The organism is Massilia cellulosiltytica (genome assembly GCF_047325105.1).
Lineage (GTDB): Bacteria > Pseudomonadota > Gammaproteobacteria > Burkholderiales > Burkholderiaceae_D > Telluria > Telluria orientalis.
On record NZ_CP168562.1, the window covers coordinates 2,229,033 to 2,244,014 of the forward strand.

At 68.4% G+C, this 14,982-nt stretch carries 14 protein-coding genes; 4 read left to right on the forward strand and 10 right to left on the reverse strand.

Features of this window, described 5'->3' with window-relative positions; genetic code table 11:
* Positions 1 to 5: 5 nt before the first annotated feature.
* The 7 genes from ACEN9H_RS09985 to ACEN9H_RS10015 form a co-directional block, all read right to left on the reverse strand.
* Positions 6 to 1,184 carry an SRPBCC family protein gene (locus ACEN9H_RS09985; RefSeq protein WP_413674638.1) on the reverse strand — a complete coding sequence of 393 codons (1,179 nt, stop codon included), beginning with the start codon at positions 1,182 to 1,184 and terminating at the stop codon, positions 6 to 8.
* Positions 1,156 to 1,875 (reverse strand): phosphoribosyltransferase, encoded by a 720-nt coding sequence (locus ACEN9H_RS09990; protein WP_413674639.1) that lies wholly within the window; start codon positions 1,873 to 1,875, stop codon positions 1,156 to 1,158. The genes ACEN9H_RS09985 and ACEN9H_RS09990 overlap by 29 nt, the downstream gene beginning before the upstream one ends.
* Before the next feature lie 114 nt (positions 1,876 to 1,989).
* Positions 1,990 to 2,457, reverse strand: coding sequence for an Hsp20/alpha crystallin family protein (locus ACEN9H_RS09995; protein ID WP_082577399.1), 468 nt, complete (start codon positions 2,455 to 2,457; stop codon positions 1,990 to 1,992).
* A 215-nt stretch (positions 2,458 to 2,672) separates the two neighbouring features.
* Positions 2,673 to 3,515: an S-formylglutathione hydrolase gene (gene fghA / locus ACEN9H_RS10000; RefSeq protein ID WP_413674640.1), complete on the reverse strand. Its 843-nt coding sequence runs from the start codon at positions 3,513 to 3,515 to the stop codon at positions 2,673 to 2,675.
* A 74-nt stretch (positions 3,516 to 3,589) separates the two neighbouring features.
* Positions 3,590 to 4,237, reverse strand: a complete 648-nt coding sequence (locus ACEN9H_RS10005; protein WP_413674641.1) for a chromate transporter — start codon at positions 4,235 to 4,237, stop codon at positions 3,590 to 3,592.
* Positions 4,234 to 4,839, reverse strand: a complete 606-nt coding sequence (locus ACEN9H_RS10010) for a chromate transporter (RefSeq protein ID WP_413674642.1) — start codon at positions 4,837 to 4,839, stop codon at positions 4,234 to 4,236. Before ACEN9H_RS10010 ends, ACEN9H_RS10005 begins: the two co-directional genes overlap by 4 nt.
* Before the next feature lie 60 nt (positions 4,840 to 4,899).
* The gene (locus tag ACEN9H_RS10015) at positions 4,900 to 5,076 is read right to left on the reverse strand and encodes a hypothetical protein (protein WP_181158672.1); all 177 of its coding nucleotides are present in this window, start codon (positions 5,074 to 5,076) and stop codon (positions 4,900 to 4,902) included.
* Between the two features lie 200 nt (positions 5,077 to 5,276).
* Here ACEN9H_RS10015 and ACEN9H_RS10020 point away from each other — a divergent pair, with 200 nt between their 5' ends.
* Together ACEN9H_RS10020 and ACEN9H_RS10025 are read left to right on the forward strand one after the other, a co-directional pair.
* Positions 5,277 to 5,495 (forward strand): hypothetical protein, encoded by a 219-nt coding sequence (locus tag ACEN9H_RS10020; protein ID WP_056135495.1) that lies wholly within the window; start codon positions 5,277 to 5,279, stop codon positions 5,493 to 5,495.
* Positions 5,496 to 5,863: 368 nt separating this feature from the next.
* Positions 5,864 to 7,963 carry an ATP-dependent helicase gene (locus tag ACEN9H_RS10025; protein ID WP_413674643.1) on the forward strand — a complete coding sequence of 700 codons (2,100 nt, stop codon included), beginning with the start codon at positions 5,864 to 5,866 and terminating at the stop codon, positions 7,961 to 7,963.
* 337 nt (positions 7,964 to 8,300) lie between these two features.
* On the opposite strand, the gene ACEN9H_RS10030 is transcribed toward ACEN9H_RS10025, so the two are convergent.
* Together ACEN9H_RS10030 and ACEN9H_RS10035 are read right to left on the reverse strand one after the other, a co-directional pair.
* On the reverse strand, positions 8,301 to 9,116 hold the full coding sequence (locus ACEN9H_RS10030) for an SIR2 family NAD-dependent protein deacylase (RefSeq protein ID WP_413674644.1): 816 nt from the start codon (positions 9,114 to 9,116) through the stop codon (positions 8,301 to 8,303).
* Positions 9,113 to 9,739, reverse strand: a complete 627-nt coding sequence (locus ACEN9H_RS10035; RefSeq protein ID WP_413674645.1) for a phosphohydrolase — start codon at positions 9,737 to 9,739, stop codon at positions 9,113 to 9,115. The genes ACEN9H_RS10030 and ACEN9H_RS10035 overlap by 4 nt, the downstream gene beginning before the upstream one ends.
* Positions 9,740 to 9,905: 166 nt before the next feature.
* Here ACEN9H_RS10035 and glpD point away from each other — a divergent pair, with 166 nt between their 5' ends.
* The gene (gene glpD, locus ACEN9H_RS10040; protein ID WP_413674646.1) at positions 9,906 to 11,453 is read left to right on the forward strand and encodes a glycerol-3-phosphate dehydrogenase; all 1,548 of its coding nucleotides are present in this window, start codon (positions 9,906 to 9,908) and stop codon (positions 11,451 to 11,453) included.
* 10 nt (positions 11,454 to 11,463) lie between these two features.
* On the opposite strand, the gene ACEN9H_RS10045 is transcribed toward glpD, so the two are convergent.
* Positions 11,464 to 14,154, reverse strand: coding sequence for a M1 family metallopeptidase (locus ACEN9H_RS10045; RefSeq protein WP_413674647.1), 2,691 nt, complete (start codon positions 14,152 to 14,154; stop codon positions 11,464 to 11,466).
* Positions 14,155 to 14,313: 159 nt separating this feature from the next.
* On the opposite strand from ACEN9H_RS10045, the gene ACEN9H_RS10050 reads away from it, so the two are divergent.
* The gene (locus ACEN9H_RS10050) at positions 14,314 to 14,937 is read left to right on the forward strand and encodes a glutathione S-transferase family protein (protein ID WP_413674648.1); all 624 of its coding nucleotides are present in this window, start codon (positions 14,314 to 14,316) and stop codon (positions 14,935 to 14,937) included.
* Positions 14,938 to 14,982: the final 45 nt, after the last annotated feature.

The following is a 14,982-nucleotide window of genomic DNA, read 5'->3' on the forward strand; positions in this document are numbered from 1 at the left end:
CCACCTCAGTGCAGCCAGCGGCTGCTGGTGCGCGGACGCGCGGCATCGCGCGGCACGGCGCCCCGTTCGATGAACGCCTTCATGCGCGCGAGATCGTCGTCCATCTGCGACTTCGGATCGGATCCGAGCAGGGTCGCGAGACCGTGGCCGACGGCGCCCGCCGGCGGCGTGTACGACATGTGCACGGTGACGCGGGTGCCGCCGCGATGCGGCTCGAACTCGATGGAGCCGCTCTGCGGGATGTCGGCGCCCGCTTCGCTGCGCCACGCCAGGCGGTGCGGCCGGGTCTGCTCGGTGAGCACGGCATTCCATTCGAACTCGCTGCCGCCGGGGCCGCGCACGACCCAGTGCGAGCGGCCGCGGCCGAGGTCGCGCACCTCGACGACGTGGGACATGAAGTGCGGGAAGTTCTCGTAATGGGTCCACAGATCGTAGACGTCTTCGGGCGCGGCGTCGATATGGATCGCCTTGCTGAAGTCGATGGTCTGGTCCATGCCGATGCCGCGGCCGCGCAGCATGCCCAGCAGCGGCTGGTTGGTGGCGCCCCTGGCCAGCAGCGCGGCGCCGGCCAGGCCCAGCATCCATGCCAGCGGCGAACGCCGGCTCAGCGCATACAGGGCCAGCAGGCCGCCGCCGGCCAGGGCGGAATTGCGCGCGCTGGGTGTCCATTCGCCGCCCGGGCCCGCCTGCAGGGTAGCGCGCACACGGGTGCGGACGTCATGCGCCATGGCGCGGGCCTTGTCCATGCCGTTGCCGACTGCATGTCCGTCCCCGTCGGCCGCACTGCCCAGCGCATGCCGCGCCTTGTCCATGCCGCCGCCGACGGCGTCGCCCGCCCTGGCCAGCGCGTCCTTCGCCTTGTCGATGCCGGCGTCGAGCGCTTCGCTCGCCGCGTGCCCCATGCGCTCCAGCGCCGAGCCCGACCTGGCCCCGGCACCGTCTGCCAAGCCGGCCGCGCGGTCGCGCAGTTCGTCGCCGGCGGCGCCGATGCGTTCGCCCGCGCCGCGCCAGACGTTGCCCAGCGCGCTGGACGTGCGCGCGCCCGCGTTGCGCACGGCCGCGGCCGATTGCGCGCGCCGCGCCCCGCCGCGGTCCGGGTCGAGCATGTACATCAGCAGCGCGCCGGCAGCGGCACCGCCGATCCACTTCGCGATTTCATAGCCTGTGTCCGTCGTGTTTTTCATGATTGGCTCCTCCGGTTGGTCTGGCCCTGGCCGCCGCCTCGTCATGCCAGGCGGTGGCCAGCAAATCCTGCACTTCCTCGTCGCTGGTCTGTTCGAAGGCGCCGTACCACTGGCCGACGGCGCGGAAGTGGGGCGGGGTCGACAGGCAGACGAGTTCGTCGACGCGTGCCTCGAGCGCGGCCGCCGTGTCGGGCGGCGCGACGGGGATCGCCAGCACCAGCTCGCGCGGACCCAGCCGGCGCGCCACTTCGATGGCGGCCAGCATCGTGGAACCCGTGGCGACGCCGTCGTCGACGAGGATCGCGCTGCGTCCGGCGAGGTCGAGCAGCGGCCGGCCGCCGCGGTAGGCGCGCTCGCGCCGCTGCAGTTCGGCCAGCTCGCGCGCCCTCACCGCTTCCACGTCCTGCGCGGTGACGCCCATCAGGCCGGGCACGCCGGGCTGGAGCACGCGGACGCCGCCGCTGCCTACGGCGCCCATCGCGAATTCCTCGTGGCGCGGCATGCCGAGCTTGCGCACGAGCAGGACGTCGAGCGCGATGCCGAGCCGCTGTGCGACGGCGAACCCGACCGGGACGCCGCCGCGCGGGAGTGCCAGCACGATGGCGTCCGGATGCCGGGTATAGGCGGCGAGCCGCTGCGCCAGCAGCCGGCCCGCTTCGGTGCGATTCTTGAAATGACGGATGTCGGCCATGATGCGCACGCTTTCAGAGTCCTTCCCTGATCTCGAACCGGGCACGGCGTGAGCGCGGTCGCGGGCGGCCCGCAGACCGTCCGCTCGCGAACCGCGCCGTGCGGCTCATCGACCCTACTGGATCGTCAGCTGGCGCGCCGTGCCGCCCTGTTTCTTGGGCAGCGAGAGCATCAGGACGCCGTCCTCGAGCCGCGCCTGCGCGCTGGCATCGTCGACTTCGGAGGGCAGCGTGAAGCTGCGCTGGTACTTGCGCGTCGAGCGCTCAGAATACACCACCTGTTCACCCTGGCGCTGTTCGTTTGCCTGCTGGCACTCGCCCTCAATGGTGATGCGCTGGCCGTCGATCGAGACGTGCACGTCCTCCTTCTTGACACCCGGCAGTTCGGCCTTCACCTCGAAGGTCTTGTCCGTCTCGCTGACGTCCAGGCGCGGCATGCCGACGTCCTCGCCGGCCCAGCGCCCCTGGGCGAGCGGCGCGAAGAAGTCCTGGAACATGTTCTCGACCATGCGTCCGAACTGGTCTTCCATGGCGCCGGGACGGAATGTGGAAAGCGGCGTCGTGCCTCTTCTGATCAGGTTCATGATAGACCTCCCTTTCAAGAATGATGTCCCGCGGCGCGCAGGGCGCCGCAACACCATTTATAGGGCGGTCGAATCGGGTTTGCAAGCGTCGTCTCGTACCGTGCGCGGGGGCCGGGTCGGACCTTTGAGGCAGGACAGCAGGCCAACGAAAGCGGGGAATTCTTGCGCAACCGCCCCGGTCAACGACAGTGTGTGGACCGGGGCAGGTGCGGGCGTCAGCCGAGGTTGCGCCGGTGGAAGCGCAAGTGGTCTTCGACGAAGGTGGAGATGAAGTAATAGCCGTGGTCGTAACCGGGGTGGCGGCGCAATTCGAGCGGCTGGCCGACGGCGCGGCAGGCTTCCTCGAACGCCTCCGGGTAAAGTTGTTCGGCCAGGAACTTGTCGCCCAGGCCCTGGTCGATCAGGATCCCCTTGGGGAAGGGCGGGGCGTCGGCGCAGGCCATCAGCTCGGTCGCATCGTAGACGCGCCACGCGTCGCGATCGGTGCCGAGATAGCCGCCGAACGCCTTCTCGCCCCACGGGCAGCGGGACGGCGCGGCGATGGGGGCGAAGGCCGACACGGAGCGGAACAGGTCGGGGTTGCGCAGCGCCAGCATCAGCGCGCCGTGGCCGCCCATGGAGTGGCCGAAGATACCCACGCGCGCCGGATCGGCCGGCAAGGTGGCGAGCACCAGCGCGCGCAGTTCGAGGATGTGGCTGTACATGCGGTAGTGGGTCGACCACGGTTCGCGGGTGGCGTCCACGTAGAAACCGGCGCCGGCGCCGAAGTCCCAGCTGTCGGTCTCGCCCGGCACGCCGGCGCCGCGCGGGCTCGTGTCGGGCGTGACCAGGATCAGGCCTTCCTGCGCCGCCACGCGCTGGGCGCCGGCCTTGATCATGAAGGTCTCTTCGGTGCACGTCAGGCCGGCGAGGTAGAACAGGACGGGCAGGCGCTTGCCGTGCGCGCCGGGAGGGAGGTACACGGAAAAACGCATCGGCAGGCCGATGGCGGCGGAATCGTATTTATAGAAGCGCTGGACGCCGTCGAAACAAACGTGTTCGCTGAGGAGTTCGGGCATGGCTCGGTCCATCGGATGGTTGGCTGATCGAAAGCGCAAGTATGCCCGGTCCGCAGGCGGGCCGCTACTGCGCTTCAGATCAGCCCGAGCGCCCCCAGCACGGCGCCGGCCGCGAGCAGCCACAGCAGATGGATGCGCGTGCGCCAGATGATCAGGCCGCTGACGACCGCGGCGAGCCACAGGGGCCAGTTCGCCAGGACGGCGGACGCGATCGGGGCAGCTGCGCCGGCACCGGCACTGACACCGGCGCCGGCACTGACACCGGCGCCGGCGGAACTGGCCATGATCCAGGCGGTGGACAGCAGCAGCGCGATCACGATGGGCGCCATGCCCTGCTTGAAGGCCCGCACGGCGCGCAGGTCGCGGTTGCGGTGGCCCCAGCGGGCGGCCGTGTAGGTGATGATGGTGGACGGCGTCATGATACCGACCATCGTCACGAGCACGCCGAACAGCGCGGCCGCCGTGCTGCCGCCGTTCATGCCGACGTACCACCCCATCAGGGCGACGAACAGGACGTTCGGCCCCGGTGCGGCTTGCGCCAGCGCGATGGACTGGTTGAACTGTTCCTGGGTCAGCCAGTGGTGCTGCTCGACGAGGAAGCGGTGCATCTCGGACGACGTCGAGATGGCCCCGCCGACCGACATCAGCGACATCTGGAGGAAGTGGCCGAGCAAATCGAGCCAGTCGGCCCAGTCCAGCGCGAGGTGCAGGGGCGCCGTCATGTTGCGAGCCGGCGGTACGTGAGGACGCAGCCCAGGCCGCCGAGGCCGAACAGCACCCAGGGGAGCGGACATTTGAGGAACGCGACGAGGATGAAGCCGGCCGCCACGATGGCCAGGCACCAGGACAGGGGCATCGGGCTTTTCTTCAGCGCGCTTGCCAGGCGCAGGCCGGCCGCACCGATCAGGCCGGCACAGACGGCGGCCATGCCGTGCAGTGCGCCGGCGACGACAGGGTTGTCGGCGAAGCGGTCGTGCAGCACGGCCAGCCCGATGACGAGGACCAGGGGCACGGTCAGCAAGCCGGCCAGTGCGGCGAGGGCGCCGGGGACGCCGAAATGGCGGCCACCGATCATCAGCGACAGGTTGACGACGTTCGGTCCGGGCATGATCTGGGCGACGGCCCAGTCTTCGATGAATTCTTCCTGGGTCAGCCAGCGCTTGCGGTCGACGATTTCACGCTGGACGATGGCCAGCACGCCGCCGAACCCCTGCAGGGCCAGCAAGGTGAAGGAAATGAACAGGTCGGCGAGGGAGCGGGGACGGTTGGCGCTTGCGGACGGTGCGGACGTGCCGGACGGCGGGGAGCTGGGCGGGGCATTCATGCACCGATTATCGCGCCGCGCCCGGCATCCTGTCCATGTGGCGCTCCGGCGCTCCGGCTGTCAGCCGCCGCCGATGCCCCGCATCACGCGTCCCGTGCCTTCGCATTCGGGACAGGTCTTGCCGTCGGCCAGCTTGCCGCTGCCGCCGCAGGTTTCGCACAGGTCTTCGCCGGCGCCTGGCGTGCCGGGTTCGGCTTCGTCGCCGGGTTTCAGGTCGGGATCGGGCATTGCGCTCATGGAGTCCTCGTGGTGGTTGGATCGACGAGGCCATTCTAGGCGCAGCGAAAACGGCGCGGCGCGCGCATGCGGCGCGGGTTTGTCATGAGGAATTCACAAACGGATGCCACATTGGATAAAAATTAATCTTGACTTTGGCCAAAGGTGGGAAATACTCGTTAGGCAGCAATCCCTTCAATCCATCAAAGTCAGGAACTGCGATGAACCAAGACACCCTCGAGCTCGAAGACGGTCAGTTGTCCGTCCCTTACCAGCGGCGCGATACCGACCAGAAGGATATCGTCGACCTGGGTATTGCGCTCCAGCAGCGCAGCAATACGATGTCGGCCGTGGAATACCTGCGTTCGCAGAACGTCGGCAACGACGTCATCGAACGCGTGCTGACGGAGCCGGGGCGCAGGCGCTCCTGGTGCAGGTAAGGGTGCGATGAGCGACAAGCTCGACAGTTGTGCACAATCTTGCTCGACTGCATGTTGCTTATTTTTTCGATTCGTGCGTCACTTGTCCTGGTAACTCATTGATTTTGTGAAGGTTGAGTTTTGCCCACACAACGGGCAAATTGTTGAAACCCGCATTCCTGCTTGGTTTTGGCATGTCAAGAGGGTGTTTTTCCACAACCTTATACACAGTTTTTGTGGATATCTGATCAAGCCTTGTTGAAGAGGCAAGCGAGGCGGGCAGGGGCCGTGAGCGTCCGCGCCCGTTGACGCTGGTTTGCGACATTGCTATCTGCGCTTGCATAAAGATACTGGACAAATGTACAGTTGAGCATCTATCCTCAACCGCCATGTCCGTCGCCACCGCCACCCCCGTTTCCCGGCCCGCCGCACCCGCCGATCCGTTCGCCGGCCTGAATCCCGAGCAGCGCGCCCCCCTCGAGCACGACGTGGGCGCGGGGATGGTCAGGCCGCTGCTGGTGGTCGCGGGCGCCGGCTCGGGCAAGACGAATACGCTGGCGCACCGGGTCGCGAAGCTGATCCTGGCGGGGAGCGATCCGCAACGCATCCTGCTGCTGACGTTTTCGCGCCGCGCGGCCAACGAGATGGGCCAGCGCGCCGCCGGCGTGCTGCAGCGCGTGCTGGGCACGTCGACCGCGGTGGGCAGCCTGCCATGGGCCGGCACGTTCCACAGCATCGGCGCCCGCCTGCTGCGCGAGTACGCGGGGCGGATCGGACTGGAAGCATCGTTCACGATCCACGACCGCGCCGATTCCGAAGACTTGATGGGCCTCGTGCGCCAGGATGTGGGCCTCGGTGCATCGACCGGCCAGAAGCGCTTTCCGCTGAAGGGCACGTGCCTCGCGATCTACTCGCGCGTCGTCAATGCCCGCGAGCCGCTGGCCGACGTGCTGCAGTCGACGTTCCCGTGGTGCAGCGAATGGGAAGAACAGCTCAAGCGCCTGTTCGGCGCCTACGTCGACGCCAAGCAGGAACAGAACGTCCTCGACTACGACGACCTGCTGCTGTTCTGGGCCGAGATGGCGTCCGATCCGGAACTCGGGCCGGAACTGGGCGCGCTGTTCGATCACGTGCTCGTCGACGAATACCAGGACACGAACCGCCTGCAGGCCGCGATCCTGCAAGGCATGAAGCCGGACGGGCGGGGCGTGATGGTCGTCGGCGACGATGCGCAATCCATTTATTCGTTCCGCGGCGCGACGGTGCGCAACATCCTCGACTTCCCGAAGCAGTTCGGCGAGCACACGCGCCTGATCACGCTGGACCGCAACTACCGCTCGACGCAGCCCATCCTCGACGCGTCGAACGCCGTCATCGCCGCCGCGCTGGAGCGCCATGCGAAGACCTTGTGGACCGATAAGGTCGCTACCGGCAAGCCGCAGCTCGTGCTGATCCCGGACGAGGCCGAGCAGGCGCGCTGGGTGTGCAACCGCGTGCTGGAACAGCGCGAGGCGGGCATCAAGCTGACACAGCAGGCCGTGCTGTTCCGCGCCGCCAGCCACAGCGCGGCGCTGGAGCTGGAACTCGTGCGGCGCAACATCCCGTTCGTGAAATTCGGCGGCCTCAAATTCCTGGAAGCGGCGCATATCAAGGACGTGCTCGCCATGCTGCGCTTCGCCCAGAATCCGGCGGGCCGCGTGGCGGGCTTCCGCGTCGTGCAACTGATTCCCGGAATCGGCCCGGCGACGGCGGCCCGCCTGCTCGATGCGGTGGCCGAGGCGGCTGACCCCGTCGCGGCCGTCGACGCGTTTCCCGCGCCTCCACGCGCGCAAGGGGAGTGGGAGCAATTTACCGCGCTGTTCCGCACACTGCGCACGACGGGTCTGCGCTGGCCGCTGGAAATCGAGCTCGTCCGCGACTGGTATCTGCCGCACCTCGAGCGCCTGCACGACGACGCACCGGTCCGCGCGGCCGACCTCGACCAGCTGGTGGCGCTGGCCGGCGGCTATGGCTCGCGCGAAAACTTCCTCACCGAACTGACGCTCGACCCGCCGGAAGCGACGAGCGACCGCGCGGGCCCGCCGCTGCTGGACGAGGATTATCTGATCCTGTCGACGATCCACTCGTCCAAAGGGCAGGAATGGAAGGCCGTGCACGTGCTGAACGTCGTCGACGGGTGCATCCCATCCGACATGGCGACCGGGAGTGCCGAGGACATCGAGGAAGAGCGGCGCCTGCTGTACGTGGCCATGACGCGCGCCAAGGAACACCTGCACCTCATCGTCCCGAACCGTTTCTTCATCAAGCAGCAGGCGCAGATGGGCGACCGCCACGTCTATGCGCAGCGCACGCGCTTCGTCACGCCCGTCATGCTCAAGCACTTCGAGGAATGCGTCTGGACGAATGCCGAAACGTTGCAGGTGCGCAAGCCGATGCCGGACAGCGTGCGGATGATGGTGCGCGAACGCGCCCGCAATGCCTGGAAATGAAAATAACGGCAAGATGACGGCAAAAGTGGGCAGAATCGGAACACTGTGACAAAGTTATCCACGCTGGGTCGATTTTGTAGGAATTTGCCGCATTTCCAGTGCCTGCTTAAAACACGAGCAACAGTAAGTCGTTGATTTAATTGATTTTTGATTTTGCCCGTTCAATGGGCAGTTTGTTGAAACCCGCATCAATACTGGGCTTCCGGCTTGTCAAGAGGCGCTTGTCCACACAGTTATCCACATTTCTTGTGGATATTAAAATTAATCCCGTCGAATCAATGCCTTAGGTCGCGGACTTGATGCCGCATCGAGCATTTTCGTGTCGATAAGGATCAAGTCAACCGAGCGCTGCACGGAGCGCCGCCAAGGCGTCCAGCGCACCCAGCGGCACCCCGACACCCCGGCCGGTACGTACGTCGGGCTCGCGCGGATTGATGCGGACGAGCGGCGCACCCTGCGCTTCGCACATGCGCCGCACGGAGGGCACGTCCGTGCCGGCCCCCAGTTCGATGACGACGAGGTTCGACACCTGCGCGCGCCAGCGCTCGAGTCGGGCGTACTGCGCTTCCGTGCGGGCGTCCAGCCAGCGGCCGTCGCCGAACATCAGGATGTTGGGCCGCGCCAGCGCACCGCAGCGTGGACAGCGGGGCAGCGGCGGCGTCATCAGGCAGGTCGTGGGATCGATGCGGGGATCGACGCCATCGGCAGGCCAGATCGCATCGCTGCACGGGCGCGTGCATTGCAGGTGATGAATGGAACCGTGGCATTCGACGAGGCGGTCGTCGCCAAAACCGGCGCGCTGGAACTGCCCGTCGACGTTGCTGGTGAAAACGAAGGCGCCGTGCTCCAGGCGGCTACCTATGTCGCGCAGGATCGCGAAGCCCGCATGCGGGACCGTGGCGCGGTACAGCGCGAGGCGGTGGCCGTAGAAGCCCCAGGCCAGTTCCGGGTTCGCGTCGAAGCTGTGCGGATTGGCGATCTCGACGAAGCGGATGCCCAGCGCGGCCAGCGGCGGATAGGCGCGCCAGAAGCCGTGGTCGCCGCGAAAGTCGGGCAGGCCGGAATCGACACCGATGCCGGCGCCGGCGCCGATCAGGAGACCGTCGGCAGCGCGCAGCAGCGCGGCGGCCCGGGAAAGTTCGGCGGCGCTCACGCGCCGTTTCCTTCGTCTATGCGGCGCTGCAAATGCTCCAGTGCATCCAGGAAGCGTTCGGCGGCGAGGCCAGGCGGCCACGGTTCCCACGGCGCGCAGTCATACACGTCGACCAGCGGATCGTGCGCCAGCACGGCGGACCGGATCTTCAACGTCGCGCGCACTTCCTGCGCCGACCAGCCCGCCACATGCACGGCTTCGCTGGCGGCGGCCAGGCGGTCGGCGCGCTTGTGGAGCTGGTGCTCGGCCGGCGTCCACGCGGGCAGGCGGTAGCGCAGGAACACGGCTTGTTCCAGCCGCCGCGTGAGGGCGCGAAAGCCCTCGCCGAGGAATGGCTTGATCGGCGCGACGGCGTCGAAGCCGAGCAGGCCTTCCTCCGCGTCGTGCAACAGTTCGCGCAGTTCGACGACGGGGGCGAGCGGCGCCAGCGACGCCGCGCGCCGCAGCAGCATCACGGCGATCGAATGCTGGGCCACGGACAGCGGCAGCGGCCACGCGGAGTGCCCGCCCCAGCGGTAGGTGCGCGCGAGGCCGAGGGCGAGGTCGCTGTCGTCCCAGTCGAACGGTGTCGGATTCAGCAGGTCGAGACGCTTGCCGGATGGCATGCGGACCCAGGCGCGCATGTCGGGCGCCATGTCAGCAGTGGTATGAAACGGTGGGCATGGACCGATTCTACACGGCCGCGCCGGCCGACCCCGGCCGGATTGACATGGCCGAACACAGGGCCCCGTTCGCGGTGTAGAGTAGGCTGCGGCCGGGCGGGGGCCCGGCAATCCGGAGTGCGGCTTCATGGGTGAACACGGCAAACGAATCGAGTGCGACGTCCTCGTCGTGGGCGGCGGCATCAACGGCGCCGGCATCGCGCGCGACGCGGCCGGGCGCGGCCTGCGCGTCGTGCTGTGTGAAAAGGACGACCTCGCGCAGCACACGTCGTCCGCGTCGAGCAAGCTGATCCACGGCGGCCTGCGCTATCTGGAGCAATACCATTTCGGGCTCGTGCGCAAGGCACTGGCGGAGCGCGAAGTGTTGCTCAAGAGCGCGCCGCACATCATCCGCCCGCTGCGTTTCCTGATGCCCCATGCGCCGGGGCAGCGTCCCGCCTGGATGATCCGCGCCGGCCTGTTCCTGTACGACCACCTGGCCCGGCGCGACTTCCTGCCGGCGTCAGGCACGGTCGCGTTGCGTAACCATCCGGCCGGCGCCGCGCTGCAGCGCCGCTTCACGCAGGCGTTCGCGTATTCGGATGCGTGGGTCGACGACGCGCGCCTCGTCGTGCTGGCGGCGCTCGATGCGCGCGAACGGGGCGCGACGATCCTCACGCGCGCGCGCTGCGCACGGGTGCGGCGCGATGCCAAGCGGTGGGAGGCCGACCTGGAGGGTGCGGACGGCACCGTCCACGTGCACGCGCGCTGCCTCGTCAACGCGGCCGGGCCGTGGGCGGGCAGCTTCCTGCAGGCGACGGGTGCCGGCCCGGCGCGTCCGCTGCGGCTCGTGAAGGGCAGTCACATCGTCGTGCCGCGCCTGTTCGACGGCGACCAGGCGTTCCTGCTGCAGCAGCCGGACGGCCGCATCGTGTTCGCGCTGCCGTACGAGGGCGCGTTCACCCTGGTCGGCACGACCGACGTCGACTGCGACGCGCAGGACGTCGACCGCATCGCCATCAGCCCCGCCGAGACGGCGTACCTGTGCGACGCCGTGAACCGCTGCTTCGAGCGGCGCATCGGGCCGGACGACGTGGTGTGGAGTTATGCGGGCGTGCGGCCGCTGATCGCGGACGATGGCGGCAGCGCGTCGTCCGTCAGCCGCGACTACCGCTTCGAGCACGACACGGCCGGCGGCGCGCCGCTGCTGTCCGTGTTCGGCGGGAAGGTGACGACGTTCCGCAAGCTGGCGGAACAGGCCGTCGACTGGATCGGGCCCGTGCTGGGCCGCCAGGTGCCGGCGTGGACGGCGCATGCCTGCCTGCCGGGCGGCGACCTGTATGGCAAGGAGCCGGTCGCGCGCGCGGTGCTCGAGTACGACGCGTGGGTGCGCACGCGCCGCCAGCAGTTCGCCTGGCTGCCCGACGGCCTGCTGGCCCGCTATGCCCGCAGCTACGGTACGCGCCTGGCCACGCTGCTGGCGCATTGCCGCGCGCGTGCCGACCTGGGCGAGGAAATCGTGGCCGGCCTGTACGAGGTCGAGGCGGACTACCTCGTGCGCCAGGAATGGGCGATGGCGGCCGACGACATCCTGTGGCGCCGCACGAAGCTGGGCCTGCACGTGGCGCCGGGCGCGGCCCAGCGCCTCGATGCGTGGCTGACGGCGCGGCGCCGCAGCACGGTCGCCGCGCAATAGAGCGCTTTTTTTACTGCGCGTTCTGCGCCAGCCAGGCGTCGATCTCGGGCAGGCGCGCCGCGTTCACCTGGATGCGGTCCTTGATGGCCGCGATGGCCGCCTCGACGTCGCCGCGCGAGCTCGGTGCCAGGTTCGCCTGTGCGTACGCGCCCAGCTTGTCGACCATCGCCGGATCCGACGATCCCGTCGCAAGGCGCGCCAGGTAGCGGCTGCGCGAACTCGCGTCCACGCGTTCGTTGATCTGCGCGAGGTGGGCGATCGCGAAGTCGAACGCCATGTCCGGATAACGCAGCGCCACTTCCGAGATCATCGCGGCGCTGATCGTGAGGCCCGGTTCGTCCGTCAGCGCGAGCTGCAGCGCGCGCATGGCGAGGGCGCGGTCTTCGGTCGCGGCCAGCAGGGTGTAGCGCTGGTCGCGCACGAGCGGCGTCGTCTCGTTGCGGGCGGCCAGGTGCAACTGGTCCCAGGTGGCGGCGTTCGCGTGCTGGGCGACGACGCCCATCACGGCCTTGCGCAGCGGTCCAGGCACGGCGTTGGCGTCCGTCGCCAGCGCGGCGTAGCGGCGGCGCGCTTCGGCGATGACGTTGGCGTCGCCGAGATTGCTCAGCACATTGACCAGTTCTTCGCGCAGGTTGGCGACGGACGACGCCTCGCCCGGCCGCGCAGCCCACCCGACCTGCGCCAGCAGCGGCGCCAGGCGCGCGATCGCGAACGTGTCGAAACGCTTCTGGCGGGTCGCGTCGCCGCCGCGGGCCTGTTCGCGGTAGCGGTTGTGGACGCCGTCGAGCAGCACGGCGATGCGCGTCCACACGGCTGGATCGGCGCCGGCCGGCGTCGCCTTCACGAGGTCGAGCACGTCGGACGCGGGCTGCAGGCCGGCCTGGCCCAGGGCGCTGCTGTCGGCCAGCAGGCCGATCTGGTCGATGGGCGCCAGGCTGGCGAAGCGCGTGGCCAGTTGGGCGAAATCGGCCGAGGCGTACAGCGTGCGGTAGTAGCCGCTCTGGCCCGCGTTGACGATGACCGCGCCGCAGCCGGGGATCGTGATCGTGCCCTTGCCGCCCGTGACGAGCGTGCTCGCCTGGTTCTTGCTGCCGGCGATCTGCGCGATCACGGGCACGCGCCAGGCCAGCGGCGCCTTGCCGGCGCGGTCGCGCGTGAATTCGGCCTGGGTCAGCGCGACCGTGGTCGCATTGTTCCGGCACGCCGGCTCGCCCACCTTGATCAGCGGGACGCCCGGCTGCAAGGTGAAGTCGTGGGCGATCGCGGTGACGGGCTTGCCGGCCGCCTTCTCGATCTGCTTCCACAAATCGTCCGATACCGTGTTGCCGTACGCGTGCGCCTGCATGTACGCGCGCACGCCGTTGCGCCACGCGTTCGCGCCCACATAGGCTTCCAGCATGCGGATGACGGATTCGCCTTTCGAATACGTGATCTCGTCGAAGGCCTGGTTGGCCTGTTCGACCGTCTCCACATGCTGCACGACGGGGTGCGTGCCGGCGATGGCGTCGCGCCGCATCGCGCTTTCGCGTACGCCGACGGCGCCCAGGTGCGTGTTCCATTCCGGATGCAGGCGCGCGGTCGTGCGGCTCTCCATCCACGACGCGAAGCCTTCGTTGAGCCACAGATCGTCCCACCAGCGCATCGTCACGAGGTCGCCGAACCACTGGTGCGCCATCTCGTGCGCGGCGGTAGCGAAGATCTCTTCGCGGTCATGCTGCGTGGCGATCGCGGGATCGAGCAGCAGCGCGTATTCGAACGTGAAGATCGCGCCCCAGTTTTCCATCGCGCTGAAGAACTGGCTGCGGCCCGCGCCGGCCACGTTGTCCAGCTTCGGCAGCGGGTAGCGCACGCCGAAGTAATCGTTGTATTCGCGCAGGATGGCCTGCGACGCATCGAGCGCGAACTTCGCCTGCGGCAGCGCGCCGCGGCGCGTGACGACGCCGACTTCCGTGCCGCCCACCTTCGCGGCGGCCCGTTCGAAGTCGCCGAGCGCGAAGAACAGCAGGTAGGTCGACATCTTCGGCGTGGTCGCGAAACTCACGCGCTTGCGGCCGTCCGGCAGGGTCTCCGTTTTCGTCGCCGGCATGTTACTGACCGCCATCTGCGCGGCCGGCACGACGACGTCCAGCGCGAAACTCGCCTTGTACGCGGGCTCGTCCCAGGACGGGATCATGCGGCGCGCGTCCGAGTTCTCGAACTGCGTGTACAGCGCGCGCTGCTGCTTGCCGTCCGCGCCGGGATAGTCCAGCGAGAACAGGCCGACGGCCTGCGTGCCGATCACGCCCGTGTAGTCCATCGCCAGGCGGTACATGCCCGGTGCGATGGGCTGGGCGAACGTGAATGTGGCGGTCTGCGCATCGTTGTCGACGGCGACCGAGGCTTCGCGTTCGGCGCCGCCGGCCGCCGGGGCCAGCGTCACTTTCGAGAATTTCAGCTCGGCCGCGTTCAGCGTGATCGTGCTGGTGGCCTTGGCCACGTCGATCGTGACGACGGCGTGGGCGCCGAACGAGGCGGTGGCGGCGTCCGGCGTCAGCGCGATCTGGTAATGCGTCGGGACGACGCCGCGCGGCAGTTGCGTGGTGGTGTCGGCGTTCGCCGTCGCGCTTGCGCGGGTAGGCGCGGCGCTGACGTGAAAGGGCGCAGTCGCCAGAGCAAGGGTAAACGCTGGGGCGACGGCGGCGGAAAGCAGCTTGCGGTGCATGGAAATCCTATCGTGTATGTATGTCGGACCCGCGCGTGATGTCGGATGGACGCGCGCGGCCAATCCGGCAATCTACGGCCAACCTGCGCGCGCTGTCAAATGAGCAAAAGGAGAGGATGCGCTATGATCGGCGTCGACCAACGACCGAGGAGACGCTGGATGAAACTGTACACGAGCACCCGCGCGCCGAACCCGCGCCGCGTCCTGATGTTCATGGCCGAGAAGGGCATCGCGGACATCACCACCGTGCAGATCGACCTGGGCAAGGCCGAGCACCGCAGCGAGGCGTTCGCCCAGCTCAATCCGATGGCGCAGGTGCCCGTGCTGGAACTGCCCGACGGGCGCACCTTGGCCGAGACGCGCGCCATCTGTACGTACCTGGAGGGGATGTATCCGAACCCGAACCTGATGGGCGAGGACTTCGAGGAGCGCGCGTTCATCGAGATGATGGACCGCCGCTGCGAGCTGCAGCTGTTCCTGCGCATCGCCAACTGCGTGCGCCACACCCATCCGGGCCTCGCGCCGCTGGAACAGCCGCAGTTTCCCGACTTCGGCGCGGCGCAGGGCGCCAGGGTGCGCGAGACGGCGCGCTGGCTCGACGGCGTGCTGGCGGACCGCGATTTCCTGGCGGGCGAGCGCTTCACGATCGCCGACATCACGGGGTTCTGCGCGCTGGAGTTTGCGCGCGGGTTGATGAAGTTCAGGCCGTCGGACGATGGGCTGACGAACTTGCAGGCGTGGCGGGACAGGATTGCCGAGCGTCCGAGCGCCCGGATCGTATGAGTCGTCGTTCCCGCGGAAGCGGGAACCCATGCTGAGCTTCAGGGT